Annotated in this window: 21 protein-coding genes; 9 read left to right on the top strand and 12 right to left on the bottom strand. The window is 74.7% G+C overall.

The window, feature by feature from the left end; genetic code table 11:
• Window positions 1-48: 48 nt before the first annotated feature.
• On the bottom strand, window positions 49-606 hold the full coding sequence (locus IEY94_RS12850) for a PadR family transcriptional regulator (RefSeq protein ID WP_189170383.1): 558 nt from the start codon (window positions 604-606) through the stop codon (window positions 49-51).
• 137 nt (window positions 607-743) lie between these two features.
• On the opposite strand from IEY94_RS12850, the gene IEY94_RS12845 reads away from it, so the two are divergent.
• On the top strand, window positions 744-1,085 hold the full coding sequence (locus tag IEY94_RS12845) for an STAS domain-containing protein (protein WP_189170382.1): 342 nt from the start codon (window positions 744-746) through the stop codon (window positions 1,083-1,085).
• Window positions 1,086-1,137: 52 nt separating this feature from the next.
• Window positions 1,138-1,533: a large conductance mechanosensitive channel protein MscL gene (gene mscL / locus IEY94_RS12840; RefSeq protein WP_189170381.1), complete on the top strand. Its 396-nt coding sequence runs from the start codon at window positions 1,138-1,140 to the stop codon at window positions 1,531-1,533.
• A 63-nt stretch (window positions 1,534-1,596) separates the two neighbouring features.
• Here the strand turns inward: mscL and IEY94_RS12835 are convergent, their stop codons facing one another.
• Together IEY94_RS12835 and IEY94_RS23995 are read right to left on the bottom strand one after the other, a co-directional pair.
• Window positions 1,597-3,096: a M1 family metallopeptidase gene (locus IEY94_RS12835; RefSeq protein WP_189170380.1), complete on the bottom strand. Its 1,500-nt coding sequence runs from the start codon at window positions 3,094-3,096 to the stop codon at window positions 1,597-1,599.
• A gap of 124 nt (window positions 3,097-3,220) precedes the next feature.
• Entirely contained in the window at window positions 3,221-4,312 is a 1,092-nt protein-coding gene (locus IEY94_RS23995) for a L,D-transpeptidase (protein ID WP_189170379.1), read from the bottom strand.
• A 76-nt stretch (window positions 4,313-4,388) separates the two neighbouring features.
• Between IEY94_RS23995 and IEY94_RS12825 the strand changes: the two genes are divergently transcribed.
• Entirely contained in the window at window positions 4,389-4,955 is a 567-nt protein-coding gene (locus IEY94_RS12825) for an NADPH-dependent FMN reductase (RefSeq protein ID WP_189170378.1), read from the top strand.
• Between the two features lie 69 nt (window positions 4,956-5,024).
• Here IEY94_RS12825 and IEY94_RS12820 read toward each other — a convergent pair whose 3' ends face one another.
• The 4 genes from IEY94_RS12820 to IEY94_RS12805 all read right to left on the bottom strand — a co-directional run bounded on the left by IEY94_RS12820 (window position 5,025) and on the right by IEY94_RS12805 (window position 7,163).
• A complete protein-coding gene (locus IEY94_RS12820; RefSeq protein WP_189170377.1) occupies window positions 5,025-5,852 on the bottom strand; it encodes a S1 family peptidase in 828 nt (275 codons plus the stop codon).
• Between the two features lie 112 nt (window positions 5,853-5,964).
• Window positions 5,965-6,408 (bottom strand): SRPBCC family protein, encoded by a 444-nt coding sequence (locus IEY94_RS12815; protein WP_189170376.1) that lies wholly within the window; start codon window positions 6,406-6,408, stop codon window positions 5,965-5,967.
• On the bottom strand, window positions 6,405-6,752 hold the full coding sequence (locus IEY94_RS12810) for an ArsR/SmtB family transcription factor (protein WP_189170375.1): 348 nt from the start codon (window positions 6,750-6,752) through the stop codon (window positions 6,405-6,407). Before IEY94_RS12810 ends, IEY94_RS12815 begins: the two co-directional genes overlap by 4 nt.
• Before the next feature lie 81 nt (window positions 6,753-6,833).
• The gene (locus tag IEY94_RS12805; protein WP_189170374.1) at window positions 6,834-7,163 is read right to left on the bottom strand and encodes a plasmid stabilization protein; all 330 of its coding nucleotides are present in this window, start codon (window positions 7,161-7,163) and stop codon (window positions 6,834-6,836) included.
• 75 nt (window positions 7,164-7,238) lie between these two features.
• Between IEY94_RS12805 and IEY94_RS12800 the strand changes: the two genes are divergently transcribed.
• Window positions 7,239-7,883 carry a DUF6766 family protein gene (locus IEY94_RS12800; RefSeq protein WP_189170373.1) on the top strand — a complete coding sequence of 215 codons (645 nt, stop codon included), beginning with the start codon at window positions 7,239-7,241 and terminating at the stop codon, window positions 7,881-7,883.
• A gap of 60 nt (window positions 7,884-7,943) precedes the next feature.
• On the opposite strand, the gene IEY94_RS12795 is transcribed toward IEY94_RS12800, so the two are convergent.
• A complete protein-coding gene (locus tag IEY94_RS12795; protein ID WP_189170372.1) occupies window positions 7,944-9,155 on the bottom strand; it encodes a cytochrome P450 in 1,212 nt (403 codons plus the stop codon).
• Between the two features lie 110 nt (window positions 9,156-9,265).
• On the opposite strand from IEY94_RS12795, the gene IEY94_RS12790 reads away from it, so the two are divergent.
• Window positions 9,266-10,444: an alcohol dehydrogenase catalytic domain-containing protein gene (locus tag IEY94_RS12790; RefSeq protein WP_189170371.1), complete on the top strand. Its 1,179-nt coding sequence runs from the start codon at window positions 9,266-9,268 to the stop codon at window positions 10,442-10,444.
• A 307-nt stretch (window positions 10,445-10,751) separates the two neighbouring features.
• On the opposite strand, the gene IEY94_RS12785 is transcribed toward IEY94_RS12790, so the two are convergent.
• Window positions 10,752-11,768: an NAD-dependent epimerase/dehydratase family protein gene (locus IEY94_RS12785; protein ID WP_189170370.1), complete on the bottom strand. Its 1,017-nt coding sequence runs from the start codon at window positions 11,766-11,768 to the stop codon at window positions 10,752-10,754.
• A 138-nt stretch (window positions 11,769-11,906) separates the two neighbouring features.
• On the opposite strand from IEY94_RS12785, the gene IEY94_RS12780 reads away from it, so the two are divergent.
• Complete coding sequence (locus tag IEY94_RS12780) at window positions 11,907-12,269, top strand: PRC-barrel domain-containing protein (protein ID WP_189170369.1); 363 nt, start codon at window positions 11,907-11,909, stop codon at window positions 12,267-12,269.
• Window positions 12,270-12,327: 58 nt separating this feature from the next.
• Here IEY94_RS12780 and IEY94_RS12775 read toward each other — a convergent pair whose 3' ends face one another.
• Genes IEY94_RS12775 through IEY94_RS12765 form a run of 3 tightly spaced genes read right to left on the bottom strand, consistent with a single transcriptional unit; the run spans window position 12,328 to window position 14,432 of the window.
• Complete coding sequence (locus tag IEY94_RS12775; RefSeq protein WP_229783772.1) at window positions 12,328-13,245, bottom strand: DMT family transporter; 918 nt, start codon at window positions 13,243-13,245, stop codon at window positions 12,328-12,330.
• Window positions 13,246-13,248: 3 nt separating this feature from the next.
• Window positions 13,249-13,557 carry a DUF397 domain-containing protein gene (locus IEY94_RS24305; protein ID WP_189170368.1) on the bottom strand — a complete coding sequence of 103 codons (309 nt, stop codon included), beginning with the start codon at window positions 13,555-13,557 and terminating at the stop codon, window positions 13,249-13,251.
• Complete coding sequence (locus IEY94_RS12765) at window positions 13,557-14,432, bottom strand: helix-turn-helix domain-containing protein (protein WP_229783770.1); 876 nt, start codon at window positions 14,430-14,432, stop codon at window positions 13,557-13,559. The genes IEY94_RS24305 and IEY94_RS12765 overlap by 1 nt, the downstream gene beginning before the upstream one ends.
• Before the next feature lie 196 nt (window positions 14,433-14,628).
• Here IEY94_RS12765 and IEY94_RS12760 point away from each other — a divergent pair, with 196 nt between their 5' ends.
• The 3 genes from IEY94_RS12760 to IEY94_RS12750 are packed head-to-tail and all read left to right on the top strand — an operon-like array spanning window position 14,629 to window position 16,203.
• Window positions 14,629-14,802 (top strand): hypothetical protein, encoded by a 174-nt coding sequence (locus tag IEY94_RS12760; RefSeq protein WP_189170367.1) that lies wholly within the window; start codon window positions 14,629-14,631, stop codon window positions 14,800-14,802.
• Window positions 14,799-15,113, top strand: coding sequence for a hypothetical protein (locus IEY94_RS12755; RefSeq protein ID WP_189170366.1), 315 nt, complete (start codon window positions 14,799-14,801; stop codon window positions 15,111-15,113). Before IEY94_RS12760 ends, IEY94_RS12755 begins: the two co-directional genes overlap by 4 nt.
• Complete coding sequence (locus tag IEY94_RS12750; RefSeq protein WP_189170365.1) at window positions 15,103-16,203, top strand: DegT/DnrJ/EryC1/StrS family aminotransferase; 1,101 nt, start codon at window positions 15,103-15,105, stop codon at window positions 16,201-16,203. The genes IEY94_RS12755 and IEY94_RS12750 overlap by 11 nt, the downstream gene beginning before the upstream one ends.
• The last annotated feature ends 181 nt before the right edge of the window (window positions 16,204-16,384 follow it).

Raw genomic sequence — 16,384 nt, 5'->3', positions numbered from 1 at the left:
TCCCCAACGGGCAGCGACCAGGCAATTCCCCGATGGTCGTAGCCACCGCTACCCCTCCCCGCCGACGCGTTCGGGGTTCATCTCGGCGGCGAGGTCGGCGAGGTGGGCCGTCGTGTGCTGGATCCAGCGCAGGTCCGCGTCCAGGTGGAGGATGGCGTGGTCGACGGCCATCCGCTCCCCCGGCCCCGTCGCCGGGTCGCCCCGGCGGGCGGTCAGCTCGCGGAGCCGGGCGCTGTGCGCGGCCCGCTGCCGCCCCAGGTGGGCGCGGGCCCGGGCCGGGTCGGTGGTGAGCAGCGCCACGACGACCCGGGCCAGCAGTGCCCCGGCGGCGTACGGGGCCGGCGGCTCGACGTCGTCCAGCCACGCGGCGAGCGCGGCCCGGCCGGCGTCGGTGACGGCGTACGTGGTGCGCTCCGGCCCGGCCCCCCGCCCGGTGCCGGCGGCCCGGACCAGGCCGTCCCGGGTGAGCCGGCCGAGGGTGGCATAGACCTGCCCGTACGCGAGGGGCCTGGTCCGGGGCAGCCGGGCGTCGTACGCCCGCTTGAGGTCGTACCCGTGCGCCGGGCCGGTCGCGAGCAGGCCCAGCAGGACGTGCGGCGTGGACATGGGTCGACTATTCATCGGGTGAATAGCCCGGGTCAAGGCGGTAGGGTGACGCCGGGAAGACCGTGCGCGTGGACAAGTGCCGACCGCGCCCGCCCATCACGGCGGGTGGAGTAGGTTCTGGGCTGGGAGGTGGACCGATGTCATTGACAGTGGAGTCCCGGGTGGAGCAGGACGCCGCGGTGATCGCGGTGGCGGGCGAGCTGGACATGGCCACCGCGCCCCAGCTTCAGGAGGCCGTGACCGGCCTGGTGGACGGCGGTACGAGCCGGCTGGTGTTCGACCTGGGCGGGACGTCGTTCTGCGATTCGACCGGCCTGTCCGTGTTCGTCCGGGCGAAGAACGCCTGCGAGGCGGCCGGCGGCGACATCCGGCTGGCGGCGCCGCAGCGCGGGGTGCAGCGGATCCTCGAGGTCAGCGGGCTGCACGAGGTGCTGCCGACGTACCCGACCGTGGACGAGGCGCTCGCCGCCGGGGCCTGATCCCGCTGCGGGGGGCGTTCCGCCGGGCGACCGGGACCCCTAGCCTGTACGCATGATCAAGGGTTTCAAAGAGTTCATCATGCGCGGCAACGTCGTCGACCTGGCGGTCGGCGTCGTCATCGGCGCGGCGTTCACCGGACTGATCAACGCCCTCACCAAGTCGTTCCTGGAGCCGCTGATCCGGTTGCTGACGGTCGTGGTCCTGAACAAGGACAAGATCGAGGGCAAGCCCTGGACCGTCCGCGGTGTCGCGTTCGACTACGTCGCCTTCATCAACGCGACGATCTCGTTCTTCCTCACCGCCGCGGCGCTGTACTTCCTCGTGGTCATGCCGCTGAACAAGCTCGCCGAGCGGCGCAAGCGCGGCGAGGAGCCCGAGCCCGAGGCCCCCAGCGAGGAGGTCCTCCTACTCACCGACATCCGCGACGCCCTGCGCTCGGGCCGCTGACCGCGGCCGCCCGGCGGCGGCGCCGGCCGGGCCGAGAGCCCGGGACCGGCGCCGCCGCGGGGGTCAGTGCGCGTGCCCCTGGTGGAGCTGGCGCTCCGCCTCGGCGATCCGCTGCCAGCTCCGCGGCTCGGCCACCACGCCGGTCCGCAGGCCCGCCGGCGCGGCCGGCTTGCCCCTGGTGAACAGCCAGGTCCGGAACACCGGCGTCAGGTCCTTGCCGGCGTACAGGCTGGCCCCGCGCTGGAACTCCTCGACGGTGCCGACGCCGTACTTGTTGCTCTGCTGCCAGTCGCGCAGGAACCGGAAGAACGCCGCGTCGCCCATCGCCAGCCGCACCTGGTGCACGGCGATGCCGCCGCGGTTGTACACCGCGCCGTGGAACAGGTCGTCCGCGCCCGGGTCACCGGGCAGGACCTGCCAGAACGCCGAGTCCGCCGGCTCCCTGGCGTACGCGTAGTCGGCCAGCTCCTGCGCCGTGCCGTCGCCGTTGCGCTCCGACCACAGCCACTCCAGGTACCGGGCGAAGCCCTCGTTCAGCCAGATGTGCCGCCAGTCCTTGACCGAGACCGAGTCGCCGAACCACTGGTGCGCCAGCTCGTGCACGACCACCGACGTGTTGCTGCCGCGGGCCCAGAAGCCCGGACCGTAGTACGGCCGCCCCTGCACCTCCAGCGCCGAGGTGAAGCCGTCCGGCGGCCCGGCGATCCCGCCGAGGGTGGCGAACGGGTACGGCCCGAGCACCCCCGACTGCCACTCGACGATCTCCGCCGTCCGGCCGATGCTGGCCTTCGCCGCCGGCAGGGCGGCGCCGAGCCCGCGGTGGTACGCGTTCAGCAGCGGGACGCCGTCGAGGTCCTCCTTCTGGATCTCGTAGTCGCCGATCATGAGGAACTGCAGGTAGGTAGCGGTCGGCAGGCTGTTCCGCCAGTTCCACCGCTTCCAGCCGGCGATGGGCTGGGTCGGGTCGCCGCCGGCCTGGATGCCGTTGCTGAGGGCGGCGAGCTTCTCCGGTACCAGCACCGAGACGTCGAACGTCGCCTTGTCCGTGGGGTGGTCGTTGCTCGGGAACCACCACAGCGCCGCCTCGGGCTCGCCGAGCATGGTGACGCCGTCCTTGGTCGTCCGCCAGCCGGTGAAGCCGTCGACGACCTTGCTGCCGGGCTTGTCGTCGTACGTGACGACGACGTTCAGCCGCTCACCCGACCTGATCTCGCGGGCCGGCGTGATCACCAGCTCCCGGCCCTGCTCCCGGACGAACGTCGCCGGGCGCTCGTTGACCCGCACCGACTGCACGTCGAGCGCGAAGTCCAGGTTGAACCGGTTGAGGTCCTGGGTGGCCGTCGCCAGCACCGTCGTCACGCCGGTCAGCCGGCCCGACTCGGGGTAGTAGCGGAGCCGGATGTCGTAGTGGGCGGCGTCGTAGCCGCCGTTTCCGTACAGCGGAAAGTAGCTGTCGCCGATCCCCGCGGCGCCGGGGCCCGCCGCGGGTGGGGTGGCCTGCACCGGAGTGGCGAGCGGCAGCGTGAGTACGGCGGCCAGGGCCGCCGTGAGCGCGCGTCGCAAAGGGGTCCTCCTCGTTGGACTGACACGCTCCCCAATGGAGGAAAAGCGTGCACAACGAGGTGACCGTAACGAACGTTCGGGTGTCCGGCCTCGTCCGTTCGGCGGAGGAATTTCGCGCTTGCCGTTATGGCAGGACAAGCACCCCGCTGCCCTTGGTCAGATTTGCCAACAGCAGCTTGTGCCCGGCCGGCGGGACCTGCACGCAGCCGTCGGAGGTGTTCCCGCCGAAGGTGTCCCGGTACCAGCTGTGGATGCCGATGTGCGCGCCGCGCAGCCCGGCCGGCACCGAGTCGGGGTCGTCCGGGACCGCGCCGAGCGCCAGCACGTCCAGCCCCGCGTACACCTCGCCGGACAGGCTCGACCGGCCGAACACGAACGACCGGCCCAGCGGCGTCGGCGAGGTGTTCGAGCCGACGCTGACCGTCCAGCTCCCGCGCCGCTCGCCGTCGCGCAGCCAGGTCAGCGTGTGCGCCCTCCGCCGGATCACCACCTGGTCCCGGACGCTCGCCCGGCTCCACCCGCCGGGCGGCAGCCAGCCCATCGTCCGGTTGCCGGAGGGCAGCAGGACGGCGATCCAGCCGGTCCGCTCCCGGACCAGCGGCGCGTACACCGGCACGTTGTGGATCTTCTCCGGCAGGAACACCACGGCCTTCCCGCCGGGCCTGTCGTACACCGGCAGCGTCCGCTCCGGGTGCACGACCGTCGTCAGCAGGGCCGCGCTCATCGGCGCCGGGTCGGCGGGCAGGCCCTTCGGCAGCCGGCCGAGGTAGGTGATCGTCGGCAGGTTCGGCCCGGGCGGCGCGGCCCGCGGTACGGCCCCGCGGGTGGCGACGACGACACGCGGCGGGTCGGCGGGCGTGGGCACGGCCACGGGCGCGCCGGTACGGTGCAGGAGCGCGGCGGCGCCGACCGCCGCCGCGGCCAGGACGGCCAGCCCGGCCGCCCACGGCCGCCAGCTCCGCACCGACCACCGCCCCCGGGGCGCCGGCGCCCCGGGGGCCGGTCCGGGGTCCGCCGCCGGCCGGGGCTGCGGCGGCACGGCCGCCTCGGTGGCCGCCGCCGGCGCGGTGCCGGGCGGGCCCGCGATCGGGGCCGCCGCGACCGCGGGGACGGGCGGGGGAACGGCCGTCGATGCGGGGGCGGGTACGGTCGTCGATGCGGCCGCGGCCGACGGGTCCAGCGCGTCGTCGGGGGCGCGTTTGTCCTGGTCAGCCACGGTTCCGAGTGTAGGGCCGGCAGCCCGCCGCGCCCAGCGCCCATCCGTGGGCGGTTGCCGAGAGGGATGGGGTTCCATGACCACCTTGCAGATCATCGTCGCCAGCACCCGGCCCGGCCGGATCGGCCGGCCGATCGCCGACTGGGTCGCCGAACGGGCGGGCGCGCACGGTGCCTTCGACGTCGAGCTGGTCGACCTGGCGGAGTGGAACCTTCCGATGATGGACGAACCGGCGCACCCGCGCCTGCGCCGGTACACCCACCAGCACACGAAGGACTGGAGCGCCAGGATCGACTCCGGCGACGCGTACGCCTTCGTGCTGCCCGAGTACAACTACGGCTACACCGCCCCGCTGAAGAACGCCCTGGACTACCTGTACGGCGAGTGGTCCGACAAGCCCGTCGGCCTGGTCAGCTACGGCGGGATCGCCGCCGGCACCCGGGCCGCCCAGCTCCTGCGGCCGGTGCTGGCCTCGGTGCAGCTCGTCTGCGTACCGGAGATGTGCTCGATCCCGTGGGCCGGCAAGGCCGTCGCGGACGGGGTGTTCACCGCGCCCGAGGGGGCCGAGCACTCGCTGTCCGCGCTACTGGACTCACTGGCCTCCTGGGCCCCCACCCTGGCCGCCCGCCGCGCCGCCCGCTGACGCCGCCCGCCGCACCCGCCCGCCGGTCGCGCCCGGCTGGCCGCGGCCGGCCGGGCGCGGGCGGCGGGGTCAGTGGCGCGGGTGCGGGCCGTACGGCCGGGGCAGGCGGCAGCCGGGGACCGTGAGGTCCACCCGGAAGCCGCCGCGCAGGCAGGTGGTGAACGCCGCCGTCTGCTGCCCGTACCCGCGCCCCGCCAGCACCGCGACCGCCCCGTCCGGCCCGACCTCGCACGGGTTCATCAGCGCGCACGGGGTGCCGCCCTCGTTGCCGGTGTTGTTCACGCCGACCACCTCGCCGCTGGCGTCGACGATCGGCGAGCCGGAGGTGCCGGCCTTGGTGTCGCAGGCGGCGCTGTACCGGACCGCGTCCCGCCACACCCACTGCGCCTCGCGCAGCACCGGCACGGTGGCCTCGGCCGCGCACCGGTACGTCAGCCGCCAGAACCCGGACGGGATCGTGATCGGCGCCCCCGCCGCCGGCCCGCGCTCGGCGAGCACCAGCGGCGCGACGCCGTACCGGCGCTGGATCCCGGCGTAGCTCACCCCGAGCCGGTACAGCGCCACGTCGGTGCCGGTCATCGTCGCGTACAGCAGCCGGTCCGCGGCCAGCGCCGCCGCCGGCTGCCCGTCCGCGGCCAGCAGCGTCACCGGCTGCCGGCTCGGCCGGTCGACGAGCACCACGCCGGCGGCCGGCATCCCGGTCTCGACGCAGTGCCCGTTGGTCAGCACCAGCGCGGGGCGGGCCGGCGGCGCGCCGCGGAACCGCACCACCGCGCCCGAGCAGCCCGGCAGCGCCACCATCCCGGCGAACCCGCCCGCCGGCGGCTCGGCCGCCGCCGCGGGCGCGGCCGGCGCGGCGGCCAGGAGCAGGGCGACCCACAGCACGACCGTACGCATTCCGCACCCCCCGTTGCCCGTACGCCGATCATCGGCGACCGGGCCCGGCCCACGGCGCACGCCCGCGCGGACGGCCCCGGTTTCCTCCGTCCGGGGCGCCCGCGCGGGTGGCTCAGCCGGCCAGGACCCGCTCCAGCTTGGTGAAGGAGCTGGTCCAGCCCTGCCGGGTCATCTCCTCGAACTCCGGCGTGAACGGCCCCTGCCGGATGACCACCCGGGTCTTCGCGCCGCCCTCGTCGTGGAACTCCACCCGCAGCGTCAGGTCGCCGTCGGCCAGCCCCGGTACGCCGGTGACCCGCTGGACGCCGACCAGCAGCCGGTTCTCCTCGACCTCGGTGAAGGTGGCGTCGACCGGGGACTGCTGGGTCGGGTCTTCGTCGCTGACCATGGTCAGCCGCTGGTGGCCGCCGACCCGCGGGTCCACGTCGACCGAGTCGCGCGGCACCGACCAGCCGACCGGGCCGAACCACTGCGCGAGCTGGTCGGGGTCGGTGAACGCCCGGTACACCAGGGCGACGGGGGCGTCGAACGTGCGGTCGATGATCAGCTCACTCATGGTGCTGTCCTCTCCTCGGGTTGCTGCTGCATGCGCTTGAGGTGCGCGTCGAGCCGGTTCAGGTTGGCGTCCCAGTGCCGGCGGTACCGCTCCATCCAGGCCGTCGCCTCGGCGAGCGGGGCGGCCTCCAGCGAGCTGGTCCGCCACTGGGCGCTGCGGCTGCGGGAGATGAGGCCGGCGTGCTCCAGCACCTTCAGGTGCCGGGAGATCGCGGGGAGGCTGATGTCGAACGGCTCGGCCAGCTCGCCGACCGTGGCGTCGCCGTCGGCGAGGCGGGCCAGGATGGCCCGGCGCGTCGGGTCGGCCAGCGCCGAAAAGATCAGACTCAGCCGATCGTCCGCCACCCCAACTCCTTATTTAACGTACCTGCTAATTAACAAGTACGTTAAACATGGCAGCGACGGATGTCAACCCCGGGCACGAGGTCAGCGGTCGACGGCGCGCTCCAGTTCCGCCTTCGTCATCGTCGACCGGCCGCGGATGTTCTTCTTCCGGGCCTCGTTGTAGAGCTGCGCCTTCGTCCGGCCCCCCGCCCCCGAGTGCGACCGCAGCCCCCCGCGCCGCCCCGACGAGATGTCCTCGCGGGACAGTCGGGAACTCTCCTCGGCCTCGCCGTGCCGGGCGCGCTCCTTGTTCACCGTCCGGGCGGCGATCTCCTCCGCGGTGTCGGTGGACGCGCCGCGCTTCTTCGCGCTCGCCCTGATGTGCTCGTACTGCCGCTCGCGCTTGGCGCTCCACGCCTGCTGGGGTGCCATCGTCACCACCTCCCGGGGGCCGGGGTACCCGGGCGAACGCGCGCGAAACCGCGCCCGCCGGGCGAGGATGGGCGCATGCGGCGCTGGCTGTGGTGGAACGGGCTGTCCCTGGTGGTCTTCGGCGTCTTCCTGGCGCTGCTCGTCGGGCAGGCGTACTTCGGCTGGCGGGCGGGCAACGCCGACCTGGCCGACCACGGCCGGGCGGCCGAGTCGCTGCTGGACTACCTCGGCTCCGGGGCGTTCGCCGAGGCGACGTTCGAGAACTGGGAGTCGGAGTTCCTCCAGATGGGCGCGTACGTGCTGCTCACCGCCTGGCTCGTGCAGCGCGGCTCGGCCGAGTCCCGGCCGGTGGACGACGCGGGCGAGGAGCGCGGCGTCGGGCCGGACTCGCCGTGGCCGGCGCGGCGCGGCGGGTGGTGGCGGCGGCTGTACGCGCACAGCCTGTCGATCGCGCTGTTCGGCATGTTCGCGCTGTCGTTCGTCGGGCACCTGGCCGGCGGCACGGCCGCGTACAACGCGGAGCGAACGCTGCTCGGCAAGCCGCCGATCGGGGTGTGGGACTTCGCCGGCGCGCCGGAGTTCTGGTTCCAGTCGCTGCAGAACTGGCAGTCGGAGTTCCTCGCGGTCGGCGCGCTGATCGTGCTCAGCATCGTGCTGCGCGAGCGCAACTCCCCCGAGTCCAAGCAGGTCGCCGCCCCGCACGCCGAGACCGGCACCTAGACCCGCCGGCACCCGCGCCCGCGGGCGCGGGCGGCCGGCCGGCGGCCGGCGCGGCGGGCGTCAGGCGGGGACGCGGGCCGCCACCGGCAGCACCGTCATCCCGTCGGCCACCCGGGCCGGGATGCGGCGCAGCGAGATGCGCAGGTCGTACCCCGGCACCGCGTAGTCCAGCGCGGCCAGGCGCGGCGCCAGCGCCGCGAGCAGCCGGACCACCGCCGGCTCGCCGGGGCAGCGGTGCCCGGTCGCCGGGTCGCCGGCGCCCTGCGGGATCAGGTCGTACTCGCCGGGCTCCCGGTCCAGGAAGCGCTCGGGGTCGAACCGGTACGGGTCCGGCCACAGCTCCGGGTCGTGGTTCTGGCCGAAGACGTCCAGCAGGATCAGCGTGCCGGCGGGGATGCGGTGGCCCTCGCGGTACAGCTCGCGGGCGGCCCGCCCGCCGACGAACGGCGCGAACGGGTAGAAGCGCCGGACCTCGTGCGCGAACGCCGTCGCGTACCGCGGGTCGGCCAGCCGCGGGCGCAGCTCCGGCCAGCGGTGCAGGGCGTGCCCGGCGAACATCACCAGCCAGGACGTCGCCACGGTCGGGCGCAGTAGGTTGAGCAGCTCGACGGCCGCGGTACCGGGGTCGAGCGGCTGCCCGTCCGGCTCGCGGTGGGCGGCGACGGCGGCGAGCGCCGAGTCGGCCGGCGCCGGGACCACGCCGGCGCGCACCTCGGCGACCAGCCCGGCGAGCTGGGCCTCCCGGCGGCGCCGGGCGGCCCGGGCGCGCCAGTGCCGCGGCCCGAGGGTGGCGAAGCCGTCGACCATCGCGACCAGGTCCGCGGCCAGCCGGTCGTCGGTGGCCGGTACGGCGGCCCACAGCGCGGCCGCGCCGGCCAGCGCCGCCGCGGACTCGGTGTGCAGGCTGACCGGGTCGCCGGGCGACCAGGCGGCGACCCGGGCGTCCCAGGCGGCGGTCGCCGCGTCGACCAGCGCGGTCACCCGCTCGGGCGCGAGCACCCGCAGGAACAGGTCCTTGCGGTGCCGGTGGGCCGCGCCGTCCAGCCCGTGCACCGCGCCCTCGCCGAACAGCGTGGCGCGGACCGGCTCGGGGACCACCCCGCCGCGCTGCACGTCCCGGTCGTCGGCGAAGAACTCGGCCGCGCCCGGCCCGCACAGCACCACGGCCCGGCGGCCCAGCACCCGGGTGCGGACGAGGTCGGAGCCGTGCCGGCGGCGGAGGGCGGGCAGCCACGCGTACCCGTCCAGGAGGGCGTCGAGAGTGTGGTCCATGCCCCACCGCGTACCCGTACGTCCGATCCCGAAACGGCCCGGTTGGGGTACCTACCCGGGTGCCCGGGTAGGTACGGGGTGACGGCGGACCACGACGCGAGGAGCTGATCATGCGTGCGGTGACATGGCACGGCAAGCGGGACGTCCGGGTCGACACCGTGCCCGACCCGATCGTCAAGGAGCCCACGGACGCGATCATCCGGGTCACCTCGACCGGCATCTGCGGCTCGGACCTGCACCTGTACGAGGTGCTCGGGCCCTTCATGACCGAGGGCGACATCCTCGGCCACGAGCCGATGGGCGAGGTGGTCGAGGTCGGCGCGGCGGTGTCCGGGCTGAGCGTCGGCGACCGGGTGGTGGTCCCGTTCCAGATCGCCTGCGGGCAGTGCGCGATGTGCGGGCTGGGCCTCCAGACACAGTGCGACACGACCCGGGTGCGCGAGCACGACATGGGCGCGGCCCTGTACGGCTACACCAAGCTGTACGGCCGGGTGCCCGGCGGCCAGGCCGAGTACCTGCGGGTCCTGCACGCCGACTACAACCCGATCACGGTCCCGGCGGACGGCCCGGACGACCGGTACGTGTACCTCTCGGACGTGCTGCCGACCGCCTGGCAGGCCGTCGAGTACGCCGACGTGCCCCCCGGCGGGACCCTCGCCGTGCTGGGCCTCGGCCCGATCGGCGACATGGCGGCGCGGATCGCCGCGCACCGCGACATCAAGGTGATCGGCGTCGACCTGGTGCCCGACCGACTGGCCCGGGTCCGCGGCCGGGGCATCGACGCGATCGACGCGAGCGCCCACGAGGACGTCGCCGAGGTGCTGCGCGACCGCACCGGCGGCCGCGGCCCCGACGGCGTGATCGACGCCGTCGGCATGGAGGCGCACGGCTCACCCGGCGGCGCGGTCGCGCAGGCGGTGACGGGCATGCTGCCGGACGCGCTGGCCCAGCGCATGATGCGCCGGGCGGGCGTGGACCGGCTCAGCGCCCTCCTGCTGGCGATCGACGCGGTCCGCCGCGGCGGCACGATCTCGATCATCGGCGTCTACGGCGGCCAGACCGACCCGCTGCCGATGCTCACCCTGTTCGACAAGCAGATCACGCTCCGCATGGGCCAGGCGAACGTCCGCCGCTGGGTCCCCGACATCCTGCCCCTGCTCACCGACGCCGACCCGCTGGGCGTCGACACCTTCGCCACCCACCGCGTACCGCTGACCGAGGCCCCGACCGCCTACGCCGACTTCCAACACAAGTCCAACGGCACCATCAAGGTCCTCCTCAAGCCGTAACGAGACCCGGGCAACAGACAGACCCCGACCACAACCGCGAGAACGGACGGACCGACCGGAATACGCCCCGCGCACGGCCAGCAAGCAACGTACGGACCGACCGGGAAACGGCCCGCGCACGGCCAGGGAGCAACGTACGGACCGGTCGGGAGGGGCGGCGGGTGCCCCGGCAGGGGATCAAGCCTGACCACCCCTGCCGGGGCACCCGCCGCCCCTCCCGGCCCCACGCACGAGGTCAGCCCCCTGACCCGGCGGGCCGGGTGAGCGGCGGCCCGCGACGGCGTGGCCGGTCAAGTGGCCGGGTCGGTCAGTGGGCGCGGAGGGCAGGGGTCGGGGCGTCGGCGCGCGCCGCCATCCCCGTGACGATCTCCGCCAGCGCCTCCGTCGCCGAGTAGCGCGGCTTCCACCCCAGCTCCAGGTGCGCCCGGGTGGCGTCCATCAGCGGCGTCGACACCGCCATGTCCACCCACCCCGGGTCCGTCGGCTGCAACCGGGCCAGCCACGTCGCCGCCGCGGCCACCCGCAGCAGCAGCGCCGGCACCGGTACCGTGCGGGCGCGGAGCAGGTCGGCCAGCACCCGCGGGTCCAGCACCGGGTCGGCGGCGATGTTGAAGGCGCCGCGGGCGTCGCTGCGCAGCGCGAGCGCGTACGCGTCGGCCAGGTCGTCGGCGTGCACCGCCTGGGCCCGCAGCCGCGGGTCCGTGGGCACCACCGGCAGCCGGCCCGGCCGCAGCAGCCCGCTCGGGACCAGCCCGCCGAGGAAGTACCGGACGATCTCCGCCCCGGCCCGCCGCTGGAACACCAGCGCCTGCCGCAGCCGGACGATCCGCCGGTCGGGGTCGGCCCGCTCCGCGTCGTCGAGCAGGGCCTCGACCACGGCCTTGTCCTCGCTGTACGCCGAGCCGGCCACGCCCGCCACCGGCCACGACTCGTCCACGAACCGGGTCTTCGGGCCGGGCGAGTAGGCGCCGACCGAGGACGCGTACAGCAGCGTCGGCACGCCCGCCGCGGCCACGGCGTCGAGCAGGTGGCGGGTGCCGTCGACGTTGGTCCGGCGCATCGCGGTCCGGTCGTGCGAGGGCTGGATCCGCCAGGCCAGGTGGATCACCGCGTCGGCGCCGGCCAGCCACTCGGTCACCCGCGGTACGCAGGCCGGGTTGCCGAGGTCGGCGGCGTGCCACTGCACGTCGTCGAACGGGGCGCCCGCACCGGCCAGTGGCGGCCGGCGGACGATGCCGGCCAGCTCGACGTCGGGCTCCTCGGCGAGCCGGCGCAGGAGGGCGCTGCCGACGTTGCCGGTCGCCCCGGTGATGACGATACGCATGCGCGCGGACTACCCCGGGTCGGCCGCGTTCAACCACCATGTGTGGCGACTTCCACCTTTAGGCCCGATCGGGATTAGCGGGCCGGGGCCTCGGGTACCGGCGGTTCCATCCACGGTTCATTGAGGAGGGACTCCCCCATGACGGACGCGAGCTTCACCCCGTACGACTACCGCGCCGACAGCGGCTACCAGGCCGGCCAGGAGCTGGTCGGCTACGACGTCGAGGCGACGGACGGCAGCATCGGCTCGATCGACGAGGCGAGCGACGAGGTCGACGCCCGCCGGCTGGTGGTGGACACCGGCCCGTGGATCTTCGGCAAGAAGGTCCTCATCCCCGCGGGGACGATCAACCGGATCGACCACGCCGAGAAGAAGGTGTTCCTGGACCGCACGAAGGACCAGGTCAAGTCGAGTCCCGAGTACGACGAGGACGCGCACCACCGCGCCGACTACCGCGACGAGGTCGGCACGTACTACGACCGGACGTACCGCTCCTCCTGAGCGGCAGCGCGAGTGGGGGCGTGGCGATTGCGCCACGCCCCCACTCGTGTGCGCGGGTTCAGCGGCGGCGGGTGAGGGCGACGCCGGCCAGCACCAGCGCGATGCCGGCCAGCGCCGACGGCGTCAGCGTCTCGCCGAGGACCAGCCAGCCGAGGCCGACGGCGACGACCGGGAGCAGGTACGTCACCGTCGAGGCGACCGCCGGCCCCTCGGCGGCGATGATCCGGTAGTTGAGGACGTACGCCGCCGCCGTGCCCAGCACGCCCAGGCAGGCCAGCGACAGCACCGCGTCGGCCCGCCAGGTCGGCGGGTCGAGGCCGGCGACGGGGAGCGCCAGCGCCAGCAGCGCGCTGCCGGCGAGGAGCTGGCCCGCGGCGAGGACGAGCGGCGGGAGGCCGCGGCCGGTGAGGTACCGGGCCATGTACACGTAGCTGATCCCGTAGCAGAGCGCCGCCGCGAGGATCGCCAGCCCGCCGGGCCCGGCGAACTCGCCGGCATGCTTCCACGGGGCGAACATCACCACGGTCCCGGCGAACCCCAGCGCGAACCCGCCCACCCGGGCCGGCCCCGCCGACCGGTCGGTGCCGGCGGCGAAGGCGAACAGCAGCGTCCACAGCGGGGTGGTCGCGTTGATCAGCCCGGCGACGTTGGAGCCGACGGTCCGCTCGCCGATGCCGAACAGCACGTACGGCACCGCGTTGGCCACCAGCGCCGCCACGGCGAGGTGCCCCCAGGTCCGCCGGTCGCGCGGGAACCGCTGCCGCGCGGCGAGCGCCACGACGCCGAGGATGACCGCCCCGACGAGCAGCCGCACGAACACGATCTGCACGGGCGAGAACCCGCGCAGCGCCAGCTTGATCCACAGGAACCCCGCCCCCCACAGCAGCGAGAGCCCGAGCACCTCCCCGAAGGCCACCACCCGCCGCCGGGCGGGGGGTGGGTCCGCGTGGGGTGGCGGGCGGAGTTCACCGCTCACGCGTCATGTTTGCGGCTGGCGGGCGCACTCGCCCGTGGCGGCGGCGTGGGTGAAGGCGGACCACTCCGCGGGGGTGAAGCGCAGGGAGCGGCCGGCGCGGGTCAGGGTGGTGGTGGTCGGGGTGGGGGTGATGGCCGGGTGGGGGGTGGCGGTGGCGGCGGCGGCGGTCAGGGCGGCCCACTCGGCGTGGGTGAACCGGAGTTCCGGGCCGGCGGGGTCCTTGCTGTCCCGGACGTGGACGCCGTCGCGCTCCACCGCCCACTCCACGCAGTTGCCGTTGCCCGACCTCGTGGCCTTCGCGTACTGGCGCATTACGTCACATACTCCTGGATCGGGGTTGCCTGCTGTTCGATCTGCTCGAATATGGCAGCGTAGTCACGGACATCGGAGTCCTTCTGGAGATATCCCGCGGATGTCACCGTCTCCACGTAAACAACAGGCGGATCCTCGGCCGGATCGGCGAAATCCAGAATCACGAAGGGGTTGTGCATCCCCGGGTGCACGCCGACATCGAAGCGCAGAACGCTGATAACCACGTTCGCCGACTCGCCCATCCGCCGAACCTGCTCGATCTGCCGCCGCATGACCGCCGGGCCGCCGACCGACCGCAGCAGCGTGGCTTCGTTCAGCACGAACCGCGACGCCGGCCCGCCGGGTCGATCAAGGAGTAACTGGCGCTCCATCCGCACGGCCACGCGCTGCTCGACTTGATCAGCGGACAGGCCGGGGTTGTGCACCCGGTGGATCTCCCGCGCGTAGTCGGCCGTCTGCAACAGGCCGGGGACCAGCTCCGCCTCGTAGGTCCGGATCGCGGACGCCGCCGGCTCCAGGTCGAGGTAGAGGCTGAACCACTCCGGCACATTGACGTCGCCCAGCGCATGCCACCAACTGTCCTGCTGGGTGGCGAGGGCCAGGGCGATCAGCTTGTCGGTCTGGCGGTCGCCCACCCGGTAGTACCGGCACAGGACGGCGACGTCCTGCGGCTTGACGGCGTGCTGCCCGCGCTCCAGCCGGTACAGCTTCGCCCGCGACAGGCCCAGCTCCGGGTGGGCGGCGACCTGCTCGACGGTCTCCCCGCCCGCGGCCTCTCTCAGCCGGCGCAACTGCCTGCCCAGCTGGCGCCGCACCACGGTCGGCCCGGCGGCCGGTCCCGGGCGCCGCCGCGCCGGTTCCTGTGCCGCGGCCATCGCTGGACCCCCATCGCAAAGCGGTCCCGGACCGGGACGCCAGCCGCCATTATGCGCCACCGTCGGGGGATCGACGCAGAGCAGCATCCGTGCGCAATCCCATCATCGATCCTTGCGATTTGAGATTCTCACTGGCAATCTGTCCACAGTGGTTGCCGAACACGGGGGGCGACCTCCGGTCCGCAATGGAGGCTCGGTGTATCTCACCTTCTACTGGCCGTACGCCGTCGCCGGCACGGTCGCACTCGTCCTGGTCGGCACGGCGACCGGCTGGTGCCTGCGCGGGGGCGCACACTGGTGCCCGGGCTGCGGGGGGCTGCTGACCTGCCCGACCTGCGACCGGCTGCCCCGGCCGCGGGAAGACCGGTGAGCGGCGCGGTGTACCTGTCCCGGTCCGTCATCGCCATGGTCGTCACCGACCTGGACCGGCACCGCTCCCCGCGCGGCGGCACCCGCTGCCCGGTGTGCCGCACCCCGGCGCCGTGCGCCCGGGCCGCTGCCGCGCAGCGCCTGCTGAACACGTACGCCCGGCTCAGCGACCGGGCCGGCACCGAGGTCACGGACCGGACCCTGCGCTGCCCCGACCCCGTGGCGCCGCTGCGCACCAGGGCGATGCGCCGGTACCTCGACAACCCCGACACCCTCGACACGATCAAGGTGGTACGCAGCGATGGTTCCTGACCTGTTCTTCAGCGCCGACCGCCCGGTGGACGACCGGGACCGGCCCCCGGCCTGCGGCGAGGCCGCCGCGCTCGCGGACGTGCTGGCCGACGGGCGGCTGTCCGGCGGGGCGGCGGTGGTGGCCGCGTACGAGGACGCGCTGGCCGAGTGGTTCGGCGTCGACTTCGCCATCGCGGTCAACTCCGGCAGCTCCGCCCTGCACGCGGCGCTCGCCGGGCTGGGCGTGGGCGACGGCGACGAGGTCCTCGTACCGGCGACCGCGCCGCTGCCCACCGCGATGCCGATCCTCACCACCGGCGCCACGCCGGTCCTGGTCGACACGCTGCCCGGCGCGCTCGCCATGGACCCCGACGCCGTCGCCGGCCGGGTGAGCGGGCGGACGAAGGCGGCGATCAGCCTGTCCCTGTGGGGGTACCCGGCCGACGACGACGGGGCCGCCGCGGTGCTCGCCGGGGTGGGCGTACCGCTGGTCGAGGACGCGGCGCAGGCGCACGGCTCGACGCTGCGCGGCCGGTACGTCGGCACCCGGTACCGGGTCGGCTGCTTCTCCACCCACGACCGCGCGCCGCTCGCCACCGGCGAGGGCGGCTTCCTGCTCACCGACGACGCGGAGCTGGCCGAGCGGGTGCACCACTTCGTCCGGCTGGGCGGGCTGCGCGGCCGGTACGGCGTCAACTACAAGCTCGGCGCCCTGCCCGCCGCCGTCGGCCTGCGCCGGCTCGCCGGGCTGGCCGACCAGGTCGCGGCCCGGCACGCCAACGCGGCGCAACTGCTCGCGGCGCTGCCCGACCGCGGGCGGCTGGCGGAGCTGGCGCACCCGGCGGCGGTACCGAACCACCACCGGCTCGTGCTCACCACCGCCGCCGCTCCGGCGCCGATCGCCCGCGCGCTGGCGGCGGCCGGGCTGCCGCCCGACTCGACCCGGCCGCACCACGGGCCGCTGCACCGGCAGCCGCTGTTCGCGGCGCACCGGACGGCGCGGTACCCGCACGCGGAGGCGCTGTACGCGGCGACCTTCCAGATGCCGGTGCACCCGTCGCTGCCCCCGGCCACGCTCGCCTGGATCACCACCCACCTGCGCGCCCTGTGACCGGGGGTGGCGGCGCGCCGGGCCTCGCGGGCGGCTGCGGTCGCGGGGCGGGCAGGACGCCGATGCGGAGCAGGACGTCCACGCCGGGGCCGCCGGGCTGGCGGCGGTGATGCGGAGGCCCGCGCCGTGGTGCACCCGCATCGTCCGGCGCAGGTGCGGGTAGCCGGGCGGCAGCGGTGGC

Source organism: Pilimelia anulata (assembly GCF_014647895.1).
Lineage (GTDB): Bacteria > Actinomycetota > Actinomycetes > Mycobacteriales > Micromonosporaceae > Pilimelia > Pilimelia anulata.
Note: the sequence above shows the minus strand (reverse complement) of the source record. Positions and strands in the feature narration are given on the sequence as shown.